Origin of the sequence: Pseudomonas sp. NS1(2017) (genome assembly GCF_002269425.1) — a bacterium.
Classification (GTDB): domain Bacteria; phylum Pseudomonadota; class Gammaproteobacteria; order Pseudomonadales; family Pseudomonadaceae; genus Aquipseudomonas; species Aquipseudomonas reactans.
This window is the reverse complement of the sequence record NZ_CP022960.1, coordinates 3,939,468-3,957,543: the sequence shown is the minus strand read 5'-3', so window position 1 is coordinate 3,957,543 and position 18,076 is coordinate 3,939,468. Positions and strand designations below refer to the sequence as shown.

Here is an 18,076-nt window from a genome sequence, read left to right as displayed (position 1 = left end):
GATACGGACATTCGGGTGCGCGAGACGGACATTTTGTCGTTAACTGAACTGCTGTCGGTATTGGGTCGGGTTGAGGCCCAGTTTTTCGCTGAACAGAAAGCGCATGTGCCGCACACTGCCAAAGCCCGCGTGGAAAGCCACGGTCTTGAGCGGCAAGTCGGTGGTTTCCAGCAATTGCCGGGCGCGGTCGATGCGCGCGCCCTGCAGGAATGCCATGGGGGTCATCTGCACATCCTTGGCAAACAACCGTGCAAAGTGGCGCGCGCTCATGCCGGCCAGTTCGGCCATGGACTCGATGGTGAACGGTTGATCGAGATGCTCCAGCACATGCTTCTGCACGCGGGTGATCGCCGTTTCCTGAGGCGCCACCGCCGCCGTCATCGGACTGAATTGGGCCTGGCCGCCCTGGCGTTTCATCACCACCAGCAACACCTTGGCCACTTCCACGGCGACCTGCTTGCCGTGGTCCTGGGCCACCACCGACAGCGCCAGGTCGATACCGGCGGTGACGCCACCCGAAGTGATCAGCCGCCCGTCCTGCAAATAGATACGGTCGGTTTCCACAACAGCCTTGGGGAACGCCTTGATCAGCCGCTCGGTGTAGTGCCAGTGGGTGGTCACGCGGTGACCATCCAAAAGCCCTGCATACCCGAGTACAAAGGCGCCGGTGCAGATGGAACCAACGCGCCGTGCCCGTGGCGCTGCGGCCCTGAGCCAGGGTAACAGCGCGGGGTGGCATTCGTTGTAGGCACCAGGGCCGCCGGGCACCAGCAGCAGGTCGTAGGCATCCTGGGCCTGGTCCAGCAGCAAGTCGGTGTGTACCGCGACACCATTGGAGGCGCGCAACGCGCCAGGCTCGGTGCCAAGGGTAAGGATCTGATAGTGATCCGCCGCTGGCAGGTAGCGGTTGGCAATGGAAAACACTTCGAGCGGCCCGGCCATGTCGAGCAGGAGGAAGTCCGGAAACAGCGCCATGGCCACGGTTTTCATAGCGAGAAAAGTCCATCGAGAAGGAATGCGGCCGCCATTATTACACGTTCACAACTGTCAACCTAAAGGAGACAGTTATTCAGATTTCAGCTTCTTAATGAATCATTCATTAACCATTAACCTTCTTCTCAACGCCGGAGCACTGCATGCCGCAGCCCGCTCCCACTTGAGGACAAGACCATGCTGACCCTTCGCAAAGCTTCCGAACGCGGCGCCGCCAATCACGGTTGGTTGAAGTCGTTTCACACCTTCTCGTTCGCCAACTACTGGAACCCGAAAGAACAAGGCTTTTCCGACCTGCTGGTGATCAACGATGACCGTGTTGCAGCCGGTAAAGGCTTTGGCCAACACCCGCACCGCGACATGGAGATTTTCTCCTATGTGCTGGAAGGCGCGCTGGAACACAAAGATACCTTGGGCACCGGTTCGGTGATCCGCCCCGGCGATGTGCAACTGATGAGCGCCGGCAGCGGCGTGGCCCACAGCGAGTTCAACCACAGCCAGACCCGTGGCGTGCACTTCCTGCAGATCTGGATCGTGCCCAATGAAGCCGGCGCCGAACCGCGTTATCAGCAGGAGCACTTCAGCGAGGCGCAGAAACGTGGGCGCTTGCAGTTGATCATCTCGCCGGACGGCAACGACGGTTCCCTCAGCGTGCGCCAGGACGCACGGGTGTATGCCGGGCTGTTCAACGGCGACGAAGCCGCCACCCTGGACCTGGCGCCGGATCGTCATGTGTACATCCATGTGGCCCGAGGCAGCGTTGAAGTCAACGGCCAGCGCTTGCAGGAAGGCGACGGCGCCCGCGTGCGGGATGAACGGCAGATCCGCCTGGGCCAAGGCGAGGACGCCGAAGTGCTGGTGTTCGATCTGCGCCCGCAAGAACTGCCGCAGATGCCATGACCAGGCGTGCGATGGCTCGTCGCAACGAGCCATCGCTGGCGTCGATAGTCACCATCAGCCCAATGAAGTTCTCTTAAAAAATGCAACGCGTAACATCAACCCCATACCGGCAACACCCCAACTAAAACACTTGGAGCACACCAACATGAAACGCCAAATTTTGCTTAGCCTCGCTTTCTCGGTACTTGCTGCAAACGCATTTGCTCACCCAGTTGTCGCTGAAGGCGGCTCGGATCGCCTGATCGAAAGCCGTGTTGCAGAAGGTGGCTCAGACCGCCTGCAAGGTAACCGCGTTGCCGAAAACGGTTCGGACCGCCTGCTGGAACGTCGTGTCGCCGAAGGTGGTGCTGATCGCCTGCAAGAACGCGGATTGGCTGAAGGCGGTGCTGATCGTCTGCAAGAACGTGGTCTGGCCGAAGGTGGTGCTGATCGCCTGCAAGAACGTGGTCTGGCCGAAGGTGGCGCTGATCGCCTGCAAGGCAACAACGTTTAACCCCGCGCTGCTGGCGGGAACCCCAAACCGGCCTGATCAGCCGGTTTTTTTTCGCCCTCGATTAATGCAGGTCGCGGTCGACCCACAGCACCGCCTTGCCAATCTGTTGCCGCGCTTCGATGCGTGCGTGCACCTGCTGAACGGTTTCCAACGTGTAGTGCCCCTCGATCTCCACCGTCAACGCGCCTTCGAGCATCGCCGCAAACACGGCATTGGCCCGTCGCTGCACCGTAGCGCCATCGGCCATGTGGTCCGCCAACCGGGGGCGCGTCAGAAACAATGAACCGGCTTCGCCCAGTTCAATCGGGTCCAGATCCGTCAGTGAACCCGATACATTGCCATAATTGACGATCAAACCACGTGTGCGGCAAGCGCGAAAACTGTCGCGTAACGTACTTTTGCCCAGGGAATCAAAGACCACATCCACGCCCCGCCCATTCGTGACCTGCAATGCCCGGTCGGCGAAGCGACCGTCGTCGTACAGCCAGGCTTGATGGGCGCCACGTTCACGGGCAATCGCACACTTTTCGGCGGTGCTTGCGGTGGCGAACACCGTAGCGCCCAAGTGCCGAGCCATCTGCACCAACAGTTGGCCGATGCTGCCGGACGCGGCGTGCACCAGGCAGGTGCTGCCAGCGCCAAGGCGGGCCACATCATCTATCAGATAATGCGCGGTGCAGCCCTGGAACATCGCCGCAGCCGCCTGATCGAAGGCGATGGCATTAGGAATCTGCGCGACCTTGGCGGCGGGAACCAGCGCATATTCGGCGTAGGCACCCCAGGCGATGCACCACGCGACCCGGTCCCCCATAGCCAGATGATCGACACCTTCGCCCACTTCCACCACCACGCCCGCGCCCTCCATGCCCAAGGTGCAAGGCAAGCGCACCGGGTAGGTCGTCGACTGAGCGTATTTGCCCTGGCGCGTATGAATGTCCATGAAATTGATCCCGGCGCACGCCACTTTGATCAGCACGTGGCCCGCCAACAACTGCGGTTTGGGCACATCAAGCTGTAATTGCGCGACTTGCGGGCCGCCGTAGGTTTGCAAGGTGATGGCTTTCATTGGGAACAACTCCGTTTGCACTGGAAGGCGGCCATGGTAAAAGGACGCCATCAGCGTGAAAATTCCCCAAACCGTCCCAGCCTCTGTGCGGAAATAACCCGATGTTCGACTGGCAGGATCTGTACTACTTCACCGTACTGGCACGCGCTCAGTCGCTGTCGGCCGCCGCCCGTGAATTGCAGGTGGAGCACGCCACGGTCGGCCGCCGCGTAGATGCCCTGGAAAAATCCCTGGGCGTAAAACTGGTGGACCGTCTGCCGCGCAGCCGCCCTCTCACCGCACAGGGCATCGCCCTGGCTGAACTGGCGGCGGGCATGGGTGACCTGGCCACACGGGTCATGCGTTTGTCGCGGGTGGCGTCCATCGAAATGGCCGGCACCGTGCGGGTCAGTTGCCCACCGTCCATTGCCAACCACTGCATCGCGCCCCATGTGGCACGCTTGCGCGCCGACTACCCACAATTGAATCTGGTGTTGATGCCCTCCACGCAATTGGCCGCACTGGACAAAGGCGAGGCGGATATTGCCCTGCGTACCGTGCGTCCCGATGAAGAGGCATTGGTGCGCAGGAAGGTCGGTGTGGTGCGATTCGGGCTGTATGGGCCGCCAGATTTCCTGCAAAAGCCCGCCGAACGATGGACATTTATCGCCTACGACAGCAGCCGCGACCACCTGCCTCAGCAGGTCTGGATGCATCAGTTGCGCGGCCACCGCGAAATCGCCTTTGCCGCCAGCGACCTGATCACCCAACAGATGGCGGCACGCGCCCAGGTAGGCGCCGTGGTATTGCCGACCCTGGTGGGCGATCACGACCCGCTGCTGGCCCGTCTACCCACCGCAACCGACGGCCCGTTACGGGACATCTGGCTCACGGTATACCCGGATATGCGCCGGTCGCCCTTGGTAAAAGTGGTGATGGAGTTTCTGGTGGCCTGCATCGAGGGCGAAATGCGGTTACGCCGCTGAATCAAGCCGGGTAGATGAGCCTATCTGGCTACCAGCTTTCCCCCAGCCCCAGCAGGCCCAGAATCTGCCGTCGCAAGTCCACCAGATAAGGATCATCCCGGTGTCGGGGGTACGGCCGGTCAATCGTCAACTGCGCGAGGATGTTCGCCGGGCGGTCGCTGAACACCACCACCCGATTGGCCAGCAACAAGGCTTCTTCCACATCGTGGGTCACCAGCAAGGCCGTATAGCCCTGGCGTTGCCACAAGTCGATCAGTTCCTTTTGCATAGTGATACGGGTCAGGGAGTCGAGCTTGCCCAATGGCTCGTCGAGGATCAGCAGGCGGGGTTGATTAACCAGTGCGCGGGCCAGCGCCACTCGTTGCGCCATGCCACCGGACAACTGCCGTGGAAAAGCGCGAGCGAACTGGCTGAGACCGACTTTTCCCAGGGCTTCGTTGACCTTGGCCGAATGCGTCTTGAGCAACCCCTGCGCTTCCAGGCCAACGGCGACGTTGTCCCACACGCGGCGCCACGGGTAGAGCGTCGGGTCCTGGAACACCACCACGCGGCTAGGGTCCGGGCCGATGATGGCGTCACCGTCCGCCAGCAAGCGGCCAGCGTCCGCCGGTTCCAGGCCGGCCACCAAGCGCAGCAAGGTCGACTTGCCGCATCCTGAAGGCCCGAGCAAGGCCACGAACTCGCCGGGCGCCACGTCCAACGACACACGCTCCAACACCGGCAGGTGCTGGCCGTCCAGGGCAAAGCCATGGCTGAGGTTTTCTATGCGCAGCGCCAAACCTTCCGACGCCGATACTGCGTGTGCCAGGGCTACCATTTCATCGATCCTTTCTGCCAGGCCAACAACCGGTCGCGCACCAGGAACAACCCAGTGATCAACCCCGAACACGCGAGCGCCATGATCAGCAAGGCAGCGTACATATTCGCGTAGGCGGCCCAGCCCTGGGCCCATTGCAGGTACCACCCGATACCGGATTTGACGCCCATCATCTCCGCCACCACCAAGGTCGAAAACGAGGCGCCCAGGCCCATGAACAGGCCGACGAATACATGAGGCAACGCGGCGGGAATCGCCACCTTGAAAATCAGAAAAGCTTGCTTGGCGCCAAGGGTGCGGGCTACGTCGTAATAGGCTTTGTCCACACTCGCCACGCCGGACCACGTGAGCACCGTCACCGGGAACCAGGTAGCCAGGGCGATCAGAAATACACTGGCGCTCCAACTGCTGGGAAACAGGAAAAAGCACAACGGCAACAACGCCGTCGACGGCACCGGACCGAGAATGCGCAACACCGGGTGCAACCAGTAGCCGATGCGCGTGGACCATCCGATCGCCACCCCCGCGATAAACCCGGTGATCGCGCCCAGCGCCACGCCCGAGCCCAGTAGCAACGCCGAGTGCAACAGGCTGTCGGCCAGCCGTGGGTAGTCTTCGATATACACGGCCAACAACGCCTGTGGCGGTGCAAAAAACGGCACTGGCAACAGCGCCAGCTTGGCGGTGAGTAGTTCCCAGATACCCAGCAGCACTGGCAAGGCGATCAGCCAGGGACCTGCGTTGCGCAGGCGCTGGCCCAGCTTCGCTACCTTGCGCCCCAGCAGGCTCAATACGGTGAACAGCGCCGCGATGCCCACGCACAGATTGGCCAGGCCTTGGGTCATCGGCCAGTTGCGCGTCGCGTTGGGCCAGTAGCAGATCAGCAGCGCGACGGCCAACCAGGCCCCCACCACCGCCACGCCCTGCCACCAGACCTTAAACGCCAGGGACGGGTTGAGGGTTGCCGCATCAACTGAAGACATCGGCGGTGATCTCCTTGGCAAACTCCACCGGGTCGGTGCTCTTGCTGATCACTTCGACGGTTTTCAGGTCGGTCACGTAGGTGAGGATTTCCTGGGTCAGCGCCGCGCCTACCGCATGGTGCCCGTGGGTGTGGTCGTGGAGGATCGCCTGCACTTCCTCTACCGACGTATTCAACGCATGGGCCTGGAAGCCTTTGGCAACTTCTTCGGGGTGCTGCACGGAATAGTCGTGGGCCTCCAGAATCGCCTGGGTCAAGGCCGCGACCACGCGTTTGTCTTCGCGCACCAGTTTGCCGGTGACGCCGACCACGCAGCAACTGAGGTTGGCGTACTCCTCCACCAGGTTGGTGGACAGTTCACGCGCCACGCCGGATTTGATCAGGCGGTACATGAACGGGTCACTGCCACTCACCGCCTGCACTTCGCCGCGCTCCAGGGCCGTGCCGAGCAGGTCGGCCGGGTACAGGCGCCACTCGACGTCGCGCACCGGGTCCACGCCGTGTTTTTTCAGCAGGATCGAGAAGAAATTGCGATCCGGACTGGCCATGTCGGTCACGCCGATAGCCTTGCCCTTGAGGTCTTCGAGTTTGGTCACGCCGCCATTCACCGCACTGAGCAGACGCAGGCAACCGCCGTGGGTGCCCGCCGTGAGTTTCACGTCGAACCCCTGCTCCAGCGCCTTGAGCCAACGCAGCGCCATGCCCACGCCCGCGTCGGCTTTACCGGTGGCGATAGCCTCCAGCAGTACTTCGGTTGAGTTGCCGAAGTTGACCAGTTCCACGTCCAGGTTGTGCTTGGTGAAAAAACCCTGGCCGTGGGCGATCACCACTGGTGCCAGGCATACGGCGTTGAGGTTGACTGCCAGCTTCAGCTTGCGCGGAGCGTCGAGGCGGATGAATTCACCGGTGCCGGCAGGTTCCTGTGAAGTGTTATGGCCCGCGTGTTCATCGGCGGCGAAGCCCAGGCGTGGCAGCGACAGGCTGGCCAGGGTGATACCGGCCAGGCCGAGCAGGCGACGGCGGGTTAAACGATCGAAATCAGCCATGCGAAATATCCCTTTTATCAATTCAGTTGTTGAGATCAGCCAATCCCAAATGCTCACGCAACGTCGCCCCTTCGTACGCTGTGCGGAACAACCCCTTGCGCTGCAAATGCGGAATCACACTCTCGACAAACTCGGTGAACGAGCCAGGCAGATACCCCGGTGAAATCACGAACCCATCGCAACCGCCCTGCTCAAACAGCTCGGCCAATTGATCGGCCACCTGCGCCCCCGTACCCACCAACTGCGGCACGCGCACGCTGCTGGCGAAGATGCGCCCGAGTTGTTCCAGGGTGGTGTCCGGGCCTTGCATCAACAGCTTTTCGGCAGCGGCCGGGTGGATCAGCGGTGACTGGGCGATCTCGGCCAGGGTCGCGGACAGCGGGAATGGCGACAGGTCGACATTCAACTGTGAAGCCAATGTCACCAGCCCCAACTCAGGCCGCGCCAAAGCGTTGTGTTTATCGCGCTTGGCGCGAGCTTCGGCCTCGCTGCCACCAATGAACGGCATCACCGCCGTCAGCACCTTGCAACTGTCAGCCTCACGACCTTGCTGCACCACCTGCGCACGCACGTCATCGCGAAACGCACGCATCGCCGCCAAATGCGGGTGAATGGTGAAAATCGCCTCGGCCCACCGCGCGCCAAAGCGCCGGCCCCGCCCGGAAGAACCGGCCTGGATCAGCACCGGTCGGCCCTGAGGCGTGCGCGGAATATTCAACGGGCCTTCAACCCGGAACCACTCGCCCTGATGCTGCACCGAACGGATCAACTCGGGGTCCGCCAGCACGCCGCTTTGGCGGTCCAGCTTCAGCGCGTCCTTGCCCCAGCTGTTCCAGAGTTTGAGCGCGACTTCGACAAACTCATCGGCGCGGTCATAGCGCAGATCGTGTTCCAGGTGCTTGTCCTTGCCGAACAGGCGCCCTTCGCTGTCGTTCATCGAGGTGACGATGTTCCACGCCGCACGGCCCTTGGACAGGTGGTCGAGGGTGGCGAATTCACGGGCGATGTGCGCCGGTTCGTAATAGGTGGTGGAGCGTGTCGCACCGAGCCCCAGCTTGGAGGTCTTGCCGACCAGGTAAGAGAGGATCGGCAGCGGGTCCAATCGCGTGGCGTCCTGGGCGCCGTAGCGCAAGGCGAACTCGCGGGAGCCACCCATCTGGTCACCCACGGCCAGGCGATCAGCGAAGAACAGGAAGTCGAACAGCCCCTCCTCCACCACCTTGGCCACCCGTGCGTAGTACTCGGGGTCGAGGTAATTGCCGACGGTTTCCGGATGGCGCCACACCGCGTGGCTGTGCACCACCGGCCCACTCAACAGGAACGCGGATAAATGGATTTGGCGGCTCATGGTTTTGGCGTCCACACAGTGATTGCGCTGACCTTCAACGGCTTGGGGATCAGCTTGGCGGCGTAGTAGGTGTCGGCGATGCGTTGTTGCTCGGCGAGGTTTTCCAGCTTGACCGGGATGATGTCGTAGCTGCGACGGCTATTGGCGCGTTCCACCGTGGCCGGAGCGATGTTGCCCCACAGCGGGCCGAGGATTTCGGCAGCTTCCTTGGGGTGCGCCTTCACCCATTGGCCGGTCTCGCGCAGGGTGTCGAAAGTCACCTGCAACACGTCCGGGTGAGCGTTGGCGAATTTCGTGGTCGCCAGGTAGAAACGGTTGTAGTCGGCCAGGCCGTCCTTGCCGTCGGCAATCACTCGCACGTGATGATCCAGTTGCTGGGTGGCGAGGAACGGGTCCCAGATTACCCACGCGTCCACGCTGCCATTGGCGAAGGCGGCACCGCCGTCTGGTGCTTCCAGGTAACGGGGGGTGATATCGGCCAGGGTCAGGCCGGCTTTTTTCAGGGCCGAGATCAGCAGATAGTTGCTGCCCGAGCCCTTGGACACGGCGACGGTCTTGCCCTTGAGGTCGGCGATGCTGTGGATCGGCGATGTGTCCTGCACGATGATCGCCTGGGCACCGGGCGACGAGTTTTCCTGGGCGTAGTAGGTCAACGGCGCGTCGGCGGCCTGGGTGAACAGGGCAAAGGCATCGGCCACATCGGCATGGAGGTCGACGCTGCCGGCGTTCAAGGAACTGAGCAAACCGGTGCTGAATTCATGCCAGTTCACGGTAAAGCCCAGCGGTTTGAGGCGCTGTTCCAACTGGCCATTTTGCTTGAGCAGGATCCACAAGGTGGACGAACGCTGGTAGCTGATGTCCAGGGTTTGCTCGGCATGAGCCGCCGCCGCGGCGAATAGCAGACTGGCGGCAACGATAAGTTTCTTGAACGTCATGGAAGGCCTTGGCGTGAGAGAAATAGAAGGAGCTGCATATGCCAAAAAACCGCGTAAGGCCTGGCAGAAAAACTCATTCGATTATATTAACGACGAGAAATGATGAAAGAATCTTATAATTCTATGGTTATGCCCAATTTGTCGGATCCAGGGAAAAGCGCCCTAAGCTAAGATCGAAAGAGTATTTAACGAATGGTTTTTAGAACTTTAAGCTCGACGTTATTTTGTTGAAGATCGAGCTCGCCATGTCCATACGTCGCCCCCTCGCCGCAGTACTCGGGTTGCTGGCCTTTTCCGTCGCCGCGAGCGCCGAGGCCCAGGAAACCGTGCGCATCGGTTACCAGAAGTCCTCGACCCTGATCACCCTGCTGAAAACCCAGGGCACCCTGGAAAAAGCCCTCAAGGCCGACAACATCGACGTGAGCTGGCATGAGTTCCCCAGCGGCCTGCCACTGCTCGAAGCGCTCAACGTGGGCAACGTCGACATCAGTGCCGACGTGGCCGACACAGTGCCGATCTTCGCCCAGGCCGCCCAGGCCAAACTCACCTACTTCGCCCAGGAAGCACCCTCGCCGTCAGCCCAGGCCATCGTGGTGCGCAAAGACTCGCCGATCCAGCAGTTGGCCGACCTCAAAGGCAAGAAAATCGCCGTGACCAAGGCGGCGGGCACCCACTACTTGTTGATTGCCGCGCTGGCCAAGGCAGGCCTGGAATTTTCGGATATCACACCGGCTTACCTGACACCCGCCGATGGTCGCGCGGCGTTCGAGAACAACAAGGTCGATGCCTGGGTCACCTGGGAACCCTTCCTCACCAGCGTGCAGCGCCAACTGCCGACGCGCACCCTGGCCGACGGCGCGGGGTTGGCCAGTTACAAGCGCTATTACCTGACGGGCACGCCTTACGCCAAGGCGCATCCTGAGGTGTTGAAGGTGGTGTATGAGCAGCTGGAACAGGCCGGCACGTGGGTGAAGGCCAACCCACAGGGCGCGGCCAAGATTCTCGGCCCGCTGTGGGGCAACCTGGATGCGGCCACGGTTGAAGCCGCCAATGCGCACCGTAGTTACCAGGTGCAGCCGGTGACGCTCGACCAACTGGGCGAGCAGCAGAAAATCGCCGATGCGTTCTTCAAGGCAGGACTACTACCCAAGGCGGTGGATGCCAAGGATGTGCAGACCTGGAAGCCTTGACGGACTGAACGGGCGAACTCGGTTAAGTGGTACAAAGGGCGACCCTGTCCTCGCCCCAGGAAACCGTCTTTCATGACCGCCATCGCTCCACTCGTTCAACCGCGCACCCTGGTATTCCTGGCCTACCCGCAAATGGGCCTGCTCGACCTGACCGGTGCCCAGACCGTGTTCTGGGCCGCCACCAAGGCCATGGCCGAACGCGGCTTGCCGGGCTACGTGATGCACACCGCAAGCCTGGCAGGGGGCTTGATGCAGACCGCCGAGGGTTTGAGCGTGGACACGGTGGCACTCGGGCAATTGGCCGACACGGCTATCGACACCCTGATCGTGCCTGGCGCGCCGGCCATTCAACAGGCGATGGCGGCCAATACCGATCTGGTGGAATGGCTGCGCATAGCCTCCGCCACTGCCGGCCGCACCGCCTCGGTGTGCAGCGGCACCTTCCTACTGGCCATGGCGGGCTTGCTCGACGGCCGCCGCGCCGCCACCCACTGGGCCATGTGCGACATGCTCAAACATGGCTTCCCGGCCATCGTGGTGGACATGGACGCAATCTTCATCCAACAGGGCAATGTATGGACCTCGGCCGGTGTGACGGCTGGGATCGACCTGGCATTGGCCCTGGTCGAGATCGACTGCGGCCGCGATGTGGCGTTGCAAGTGGCACGGGAGCTGGTGGTATTCCTCAAGCGCCCCGGTGGGCAGGCGCAATTCAGCCAACTGTTGCAGGCGCAGACCGATGAGAGTGCGGGTTTCGATGAGCTGCACCTGTGGATCGCCGACAACTTGCAGGACTCGGAGCTGTCAGTGGAGCGTCTGGCGCAACAGGCGCAGATGAGCCCGCGTAACTTTGCGCGGGTCTACAAGCAACGCACCGGGCGCACACCGGCCAAGGCCATTGAGTTGTTTCGCATGGAAGCGGCGCGGCGCCTGCTGGAGGATTCCGACCGCAATATCGACCAGATCGCCCGACTATGTGGGTTCGGCGATGAAGAGCGCATGCGGTATACCTTCCACCGCCACCTGACCATTTCGCCGCGGGAGTATCGGGAGCGTTTCTCCCGCTAGGTTATTGAGGTGATCTGGCTTGCTGTGGTGAGCGAGCTTGCAACAGAGAGGGCTTGGCAGGATTTCAGGGTTTTGTGTCCTACTCGGTGAGAACGGATGCTTTTAAAGTAAGTGACCCCTGCTCCACCCTCGATAACACCAATGGAGTGCCTGAACGCCATGAAAATTACCGTTCCCGCGAGCGCGCGCCGCGAACAGTCATGGTTGACCGGCCTCTGGGACCGGCTGGTATTCCCCCCCCGACAGACCCACGCACGCGCCGCGTTCGGCATCAGCCCGACCCCGGCGATCAACGCCCTGGGCTGGGTGGTCGGGCTGGTCGTGGCCTGCGGCATTTTCGTGATCAACTCCGAAACCCATACCGACTGGGCGCCGACGCTGCTGTACATCACGCTGCTGTTGATGGCGGCCAATCTGTTTTCAATCAATGTGGTGATTGGCGTCGCGCTGTTTTCCATCGCGCTGCTCACTGCGCTGTTTCTCTACAACGGCAACTATGAGCGCTGGGAATCGATCACCGGTTTCTTCCGCTGCCTCACGGCGCTGTCCGCCATCACCTTTCTTGCCCTGCGCAGCAAATACGCGGCGGACAGCCTGCGGCACAACGAGGCTTACCTGGTGGGCGCCCAGCGCCTGAGCCAGACCGGCAGCGTGAGTTTTCGTGGCGACAGCGATGCCATGTCCTGGTCCGAGGAATTGGCGCGGATCTTCGAATACCCGCACCATCAGGCACCCACCGCAGCGATGGTGCTGGAGCGCACCCATCCTGACGACCGCCACCTGGCCCGCGAGGTCTTCACCAAGGCCCTGAACCGCGAGCCGCTGATCGAGGTCAAGCACCGCCTGCTGATGCCGGATGGGCGCGTCAAACACCTGCATATGATCGCCAGCCCCGTCGAAACCCGTGGGCATTTCGAGTACTTGGGCGCGGTGAAGGACGTCACTGCCGACAAGCTCGCCGAAGAGGCGTTGTTCCATGCGCAGAGCCAACTGGCTCACGTCACCCGTATCACCTCCCTGGGCGAATTGGCCGCCTCGATTGCCCATGAAGTGAACCAGCCGCTGACCGCCATCACCAGCAGCGGCGAAGCCTGTCGGCGCTGGCTCGACCGCGCCGAACCCGACCTCAATGAAGCCCGCCAGTCCCTGGACCGCATCGTCTCCAGCGCCTGCCGCGCCAGCGAGGTGATCAGCCGCATTCGCGCGCTGTCACGCAAGTGCGACCCGCTGCGCAAACCCGAGTCGCTGGACGCCATCGTCAACGAAACCCTAGGCCTGGTACAGCACGAACTGTCGCGCCATAAGGTGCGCAGCCGCGTGGAGCTGGGCGTGCTCGACGCACAGATCAACGCCGACCGCGTGCAGCTGCAACAGGTGCTGATCAACTTGATCATCAATGCCTGCCACGCCATGGAAACCGTCGCCCCGCGCCAGCGTCTGCTGCGGGTGAGGACCTGGGTAGACGACGACAATGTCCTGCTCGAAGTGGCCGACCAGGGCATCGGCATTGACGCCAAGGACCTACCGACCTTGTTCCAACCCTTCTTCACCACCAAGCCCGACGGCCTGGGCATGGGCCTGTCGATCTGCCGTTCGATCATCGACTTTCACGGTGGCCGCCTCTGGGCGACCAGCACGCCCGGCGCGGGCACCGCATTCACCTGCTCACTGCCACTCTTGGCCAAGGAGGCGCCATGAATGACCTTCACCCGATGAACCGCGTGATCAGCCAGGAACCCTGGGTGTATATCGTCGATGATGATCGCCCGCTGCGCGAATCCCTCGGCAGCCTGATGCGCTCGGTGGGCCTGCAGGTCCAGCTGTTTGCTTCGGCCGCCGAGTTCATGCATTTCCCACGCCCCGACCTGCCCAGTTGCCTGGTGCTCGACGTACGCCTGCAAGGCACCAGCGGCCTGGACTTCCAGAATGAATTGGTGGTCGCGCGGATCAATCTGCCGATCGTGTTCATGACCGGCCACGGCGACATCGCCATGACCGTGCGCGCGATGAAAGCCGGTGCCGTAGACTTCCTCGCCAAGCCGTTCCGCGAGCAGGACCTGATCGACGCGGTGTGCGCCGCCCACGCCAAGGACAAGGCCCGGCGTGAGGCCGAACGTGGTGACGATGCACTGCGCAGCCGCTTCGCCACCCTCACCCCCCGCGAGCAAACGGTGATGGCGCTGGCGGTTTCCGGCCTGATGAACAAGCAGATTGCCGGCGAAATCGGCCTGAGCGAAATCACCGTGAAGATTCATCGCGGCCAGGCGATGCGCAAGATGCTTGCACGCTCTTTCGCCGATCTGGTGCGTATGGCCCAGGCCCTCGGCATCCCGGTCAAGCAGCAGGCTGGGTATACGCACGTATAGTATGTTGCCGGTGGGGACGGCGTATCGTGGGGTGATGGCGGGTTGCTTCCATGTGCAGCCCGATAGCCTCCAGGTAACGAAATGTCCGACACTAAGATAATTGCCATCGTCGATGATGATGAATCCGTTCGCATGGCATTGGATGGGCTGCTGCGCTCCAACGGCTACAGCGTCCGGCTCTATGCGAATGCCGAAGCCTTTCTCGGCTCGGATGCCCCCCGCACCACCGCCTGCCTGATCAGCGACATCCAGATGCCTGGCCTCACCGGCATCCAGCTCTACGAAACCCTGCACGCCGATGGCGTCTCACTGCCGGTGATTTTCATCACCGGTTACCCCGGCCCGCCGCCCAGCATCGACCCGGCATTACCGCCGCCGATTGCGTTCTTTCCCAAGCCGTTTTCCTGCGCCCAACTGATGGCCTGCCTCGCCAATGTGCTGGGCCGCTAATACCTTGGTATAGCCACCTCACACCTATGCATGCCTGCACTGACCCTAGGTAGAAGTGTTCGAGGCAGGCGGCCTGGATAGTCTGGCTCCACACAGTCCCACTCAGGCAACAACGCCTCTCCAGGAGCAAACCATGAAACAGCACATTCTTATTATTGGCGCAGGGTTCGGTGGTGTCTGGAGCGCATTGAGCGCGGCCCGCCTGCTGGACAAACATGACCGCAACGACGTGCAGATCAGCCTGCTCGCCCCGCAGCCGGAACTGCGCATCCGCCCACGTTTCTACGAGCCCGACGTGCACACCATGATGGCGCCGCTGGGCCCGTTGTTCGACGCGGTGAACGTGAAGTTCATTGAAGGCGCGGCGGACAGCATCGACGAAAACGGTAAGCAAGTGACTTATCGCAACGCGGCCGGCACCTCCACTACAATCCAATACGACCGCCTGGTGCTGGCCGCCGGCAGTCGTCTGAACCGTCCACAGATGCCAGGCATCGAGCATGTCTTCGATGTGGACCAGATTGAAGACGCCACGCGCCTCGAAACGCATATCAAGGCCCTGAAAAACCTGCCTGACAGCGCCGCACGTAACACTGTGGTGGTGGCTGGCGGTGGTTTTACCGGTATCGAGACTGCCACTGAAATGCCGGCCCGCCTGCGTGAAGCACTGGGTGGCGAGGCTGACATTCGCGTCGTGGTGGTCGACCGTGGCCCGCAGATTGCCGCATCCATGGGCGATGGCATTCGCCCGTCGATCATCGAAGCGAGCACGGAGCTGGGCCTGGATTGGGTGCTCAACACCTCGGTCGCCTCGGTGGATGCGGGCGGCGTGACCCTGGCGAATGGGCAGCGGATCGAATCCAAAACCGTGATCTGGACCATCGGCTTTCGCGCCAACCCGCTCACCGAACAGGTCAGCGGCACCCGCGATCCCCAGGGCCGCCTGCATGTGGACGGCACCCTCAAGGTCAAGGGCCAGGCCGACGTGTTCGCCGCCGGTGACGTGGCCTACGCCGCCACCGATGATTTGGGTAACTTCGCCGGCATGTCCTGCCAGCACGCCATCGCCCTGGGCCGTTATGCCGGCAACAATGTGGCCGCCGACCTGATCGGCGTCGCGCCGATGACCTATAGCCAGCCCAAGTACGTGACCTGCCTCGACCTCGGCGCCTGGGGCGCCGTGTTCACCGAAGGCTGGGACCGCCAGCTGAAACTGGTCGGCCAGGAAGCCAAGGACCTCAAGCACCAGATCAACACCGTGTGGATCTACCCACCGGCCGCTGATCGCACCGTGGCGCTGGCGGCAGCGGACCCGTTGATTCCGGTGGCCTGATCCCCGTGCTCCCTACACCGGCCAGCTCACTCCTTGCTGACCCGGTCATTCCCGAGCGCCCGCCGATGATTGTTAGGCGGGCGTTTTTTTTGCGCACTCACCCAACGAATACGCCGCCAAGGCCCCCATCACTCCGCCTACCATCGGCGCCAGCCAGAACAGCCAAAGCTGCGCCAGGTACTCGCCGCCGGCAAACAACGCAGGCCCGGTGCTGCGCGCAGGGTTCACCGAGGTATTGGTCACCGGAATCAACACAAGGTGAATCAAGGTCAAGGCCAGCCCAATCGCAATCGGCGCAAAGCCAGGCACCGCGCCTGGTGCGGTCACGCGCATGATGATGAACAAGAAAAAGAACGTGGCGATGAATTCCGCGAGCAACGCGGCCTTCATATCAAAGAGGCCAGGGCTTAGTGGGCCATAACCATTGGCGGCAAAACCACCTACGGCGAAATCCGGCTGCCCATTGGCAATCAGGTACAACGCTGCAGAAGCGCCAATCGCTCCAGCCACCTGCGCCGCGATATACGGCAGCACATCACTCCCCGCCACACGACGCCCCACCCATAAACCCAGGGTCACCGCCGGGTTGAAATGCCCACCCGAAATACCGCCTACCGCATAGGCCATGGTCAGCACCGTGAGCCCGAACGCCAGCGAAACGCCGACAAACCCAATGCCCAGTTCCGGGAAAGCCGCCGCCAGGATGGCGCTGCCACAGCCACCGAACGTCAGCCAGAAAGTACCGATAAACTCGGCGGTCAAACGCTTTTGCACAATCGACTCCATTGCTGTTCAAGTGCCGTCACCACAGGCCGTGGGCGGTCGTGGGAGACGGTAGCAATGGGTATCAAATTGCTGTGTAAGACTTGTCCTGTTTTATCGGGTTACGACACCCTGCCCAAATCGGCGGATCGCCAGGCAGTAGCCAATCAACGCCAGCGCCGCCAGCAACCCACCCGCCGCGCCGATCCAGGCAAAGCCAAACTGGCTACCCACCCAACTGCCCATCAGCGCGCCGCCGCCGATGCCGATGTTGTAGATGCCGGAAAACATCGCCATGGCCACGTCGGTCGCATCCGGGGCCAACACCAGTACCTTGGATTGCATCGCCAGGCCGAAACCCATGATCGCCATGCCCCAGAACACGCTCAGCACCACGAGGTAGGATTCTGCGCCACTTAACGGCAGCAGCAGCGCCAGGCACGCGGCGAGGATGAATACCGCGCCGACCACGAACAGGTGCGGGTTGAAACGGTGCACCAGGCTGAACAGCAGCGAGCCGATGATGCCGGCGCCGCCGAACACCAGCAGGATCAGGGTGACCGCGCTGCCGCTCATGCCGGCGACGCCTTCGACGAAGGGTTCGATGTAGCTGTAGGCAGTGAATTGCGCGGTCACGGTCATGGCGGTGAGCACGTACAACGCCACCAGCGCCGGGCGCTTGAACAGCAGCGGCAGGCTGCGCAAGGAGCCGGAGTTCTGGCTCGGCAGCAGCGGCAAGGTGCGCGCCAGCCAGAACACCAGGGCGGCGGCGAACGCGCCGATCACCAGGAACGTGGTGCGCCAGCCCATGGCTTCGCCCAGCAGGCGGCCCAGCGGAATGCCCAGGACCATCGCCAGAGAAGTACCGGTAGCCAGCAGGCCGAGGGCTTGCACCTGCTTGCCTTCCGGCGCCAGGCGCACTGCCAGCGATGCAGTGATCGACCAGAACAAGGCGTGGGACAAGGCAATGCCAATGCGACTGAGCATCAGGAGGCCGAAGCTGTTAGCGACGCTGGAAAGGATGTGGCTGACGATAAACATGCAGAACAGCACGATCAGCAGCTTGCGCCGTTCGACGTTGCGGGTCAGCAGCATTACCGGCAGCGAGGTCAGGGACACGATCCAGGCGTAGATGGTGAGCATCAGGCCGACGCTGGACACGGGCATGTCGAAGCTGGCACCGATGGCGCTGAGCAGCCCGACGGGCACGAATTCGGTGGTATTGAATACAAAGGCGGCCAACGCGAGGGCGATGACCGGTTGCCAGTTGGCTTGGGGCGTTGCGGCTGAAATGCTCATTGAAGGGCGCGGTACTCGGACGATGATCAGACGGCCACCCAGGACAAGCGCCGCCGCCGAGCA

Annotated in this window: 18 protein-coding genes; 9 read left to right on the top strand and 9 right to left on the bottom strand. The window is 62.2% G+C overall.

Annotated features, from left to right (window positions below; all coding sequences use genetic code 11):
• Positions 1-39 precede the first annotated feature (39 nt).
• Positions 40-990, bottom strand: a complete 951-nt coding sequence (locus CI807_RS18875) for a GlxA family transcriptional regulator (protein ID WP_095015707.1) — start codon at positions 988-990, stop codon at positions 40-42.
• A gap of 180 nt (positions 991-1,170) precedes the next feature.
• Here CI807_RS18875 and CI807_RS18870 point away from each other — a divergent pair, with 180 nt between their 5' ends.
• Both CI807_RS18870 and CI807_RS18865 read left to right on the top strand, forming a co-directional pair.
• Entirely contained in the window at positions 1,171-1,893 is a 723-nt protein-coding gene (locus CI807_RS18870) for a pirin family protein (protein WP_095015706.1), read from the top strand.
• A gap of 145 nt (positions 1,894-2,038) precedes the next feature.
• Positions 2,039-2,386, top strand: a complete 348-nt coding sequence (locus CI807_RS18865; RefSeq protein ID WP_095015705.1) for a hypothetical protein — start codon at positions 2,039-2,041, stop codon at positions 2,384-2,386.
• Between the two features lie 61 nt (positions 2,387-2,447).
• Here the strand turns inward: CI807_RS18865 and CI807_RS18860 are convergent, their stop codons facing one another.
• Positions 2,448-3,452, bottom strand: a complete 1,005-nt coding sequence (locus CI807_RS18860; protein WP_095015704.1) for a quinone oxidoreductase — start codon at positions 3,450-3,452, stop codon at positions 2,448-2,450.
• A 101-nt stretch (positions 3,453-3,553) separates the two neighbouring features.
• On the opposite strand from CI807_RS18860, the gene CI807_RS18855 reads away from it, so the two are divergent.
• Positions 3,554-4,417, top strand: coding sequence for a LysR family transcriptional regulator (locus CI807_RS18855; protein ID WP_095015703.1), 864 nt, complete (start codon positions 3,554-3,556; stop codon positions 4,415-4,417).
• A gap of 28 nt (positions 4,418-4,445) precedes the next feature.
• On the opposite strand, the gene CI807_RS18850 is transcribed toward CI807_RS18855, so the two are convergent.
• From CI807_RS18850 to CI807_RS18830, 5 genes are read right to left on the bottom strand one after another with little or no spacing between them, the layout of a single operon-like run.
• The gene (locus CI807_RS18850; RefSeq protein ID WP_095015702.1) at positions 4,446-5,234 is read right to left on the bottom strand and encodes an ABC transporter ATP-binding protein; all 789 of its coding nucleotides are present in this window, start codon (positions 5,232-5,234) and stop codon (positions 4,446-4,448) included.
• Positions 5,228-6,217, bottom strand: coding sequence for an ABC transporter permease (locus CI807_RS18845; RefSeq protein WP_095015701.1), 990 nt, complete (start codon positions 6,215-6,217; stop codon positions 5,228-5,230). Before CI807_RS18845 ends, CI807_RS18850 begins: the two co-directional genes overlap by 7 nt.
• Positions 6,204-7,262, bottom strand: a complete 1,059-nt coding sequence (locus CI807_RS18840) for an ABC transporter substrate-binding protein (RefSeq protein WP_095015700.1) — start codon at positions 7,260-7,262, stop codon at positions 6,204-6,206. The genes CI807_RS18845 and CI807_RS18840 overlap by 14 nt, the downstream gene beginning before the upstream one ends.
• Before the next feature lie 22 nt (positions 7,263-7,284).
• Positions 7,285-8,610 (bottom strand): LLM class flavin-dependent oxidoreductase, encoded by a 1,326-nt coding sequence (locus CI807_RS18835; protein ID WP_095015699.1) that lies wholly within the window; start codon positions 8,608-8,610, stop codon positions 7,285-7,287.
• The gene (locus CI807_RS18830; protein ID WP_095015698.1) at positions 8,607-9,545 is read right to left on the bottom strand and encodes an aliphatic sulfonate ABC transporter substrate-binding protein; all 939 of its coding nucleotides are present in this window, start codon (positions 9,543-9,545) and stop codon (positions 8,607-8,609) included. The genes CI807_RS18835 and CI807_RS18830 overlap by 4 nt, the downstream gene beginning before the upstream one ends.
• Positions 9,546-9,790: 245 nt before the next feature.
• Between CI807_RS18830 and CI807_RS18825 the strand changes: the two genes are divergently transcribed.
• The 6 genes from CI807_RS18825 to CI807_RS18800 all read left to right on the top strand — a co-directional run bounded on the left by CI807_RS18825 (position 9,791) and on the right by CI807_RS18800 (position 15,952).
• On the top strand, positions 9,791-10,735 hold the full coding sequence (locus CI807_RS18825; protein ID WP_095015697.1) for an aliphatic sulfonate ABC transporter substrate-binding protein: 945 nt from the start codon (positions 9,791-9,793) through the stop codon (positions 10,733-10,735).
• Positions 10,736-10,807: 72 nt separating this feature from the next.
• A complete protein-coding gene (locus tag CI807_RS18820; RefSeq protein ID WP_095015696.1) occupies positions 10,808-11,803 on the top strand; it encodes a GlxA family transcriptional regulator in 996 nt (331 codons plus the stop codon).
• 159 nt (positions 11,804-11,962) lie between these two features.
• Positions 11,963-13,501 carry a sensor histidine kinase gene (locus CI807_RS18815; RefSeq protein ID WP_095015695.1) on the top strand — a complete coding sequence of 513 codons (1,539 nt, stop codon included), beginning with the start codon at positions 11,963-11,965 and terminating at the stop codon, positions 13,499-13,501.
• The gene (locus tag CI807_RS18810) at positions 13,498-14,169 is read left to right on the top strand and encodes a response regulator transcription factor (protein WP_095015694.1); all 672 of its coding nucleotides are present in this window, start codon (positions 13,498-13,500) and stop codon (positions 14,167-14,169) included. The genes CI807_RS18815 and CI807_RS18810 overlap by 4 nt, the downstream gene beginning before the upstream one ends.
• Before the next feature lie 81 nt (positions 14,170-14,250).
• On the top strand, positions 14,251-14,619 hold the full coding sequence (locus CI807_RS18805; RefSeq protein WP_095015693.1) for a response regulator transcription factor: 369 nt from the start codon (positions 14,251-14,253) through the stop codon (positions 14,617-14,619).
• Positions 14,620-14,752: 133 nt separating this feature from the next.
• The gene (locus tag CI807_RS18800; RefSeq protein ID WP_095015692.1) at positions 14,753-15,952 is read left to right on the top strand and encodes an NAD(P)/FAD-dependent oxidoreductase; all 1,200 of its coding nucleotides are present in this window, start codon (positions 14,753-14,755) and stop codon (positions 15,950-15,952) included.
• Between the two features lie 72 nt (positions 15,953-16,024).
• Here CI807_RS18800 and aqpZ read toward each other — a convergent pair whose 3' ends face one another.
• Both aqpZ and CI807_RS18790 read right to left on the bottom strand, forming a co-directional pair.
• On the bottom strand, positions 16,025-16,726 hold the full coding sequence (gene aqpZ / locus CI807_RS18795) for an aquaporin Z (protein ID WP_371857984.1): 702 nt from the start codon (positions 16,724-16,726) through the stop codon (positions 16,025-16,027).
• Between the two features lie 102 nt (positions 16,727-16,828).
• Positions 16,829-18,013, bottom strand: coding sequence for a sugar transporter (locus CI807_RS18790; protein ID WP_068934327.1), 1,185 nt, complete (start codon positions 18,011-18,013; stop codon positions 16,829-16,831).
• Between the last annotated feature and the right edge of the window lie 63 nt (positions 18,014-18,076).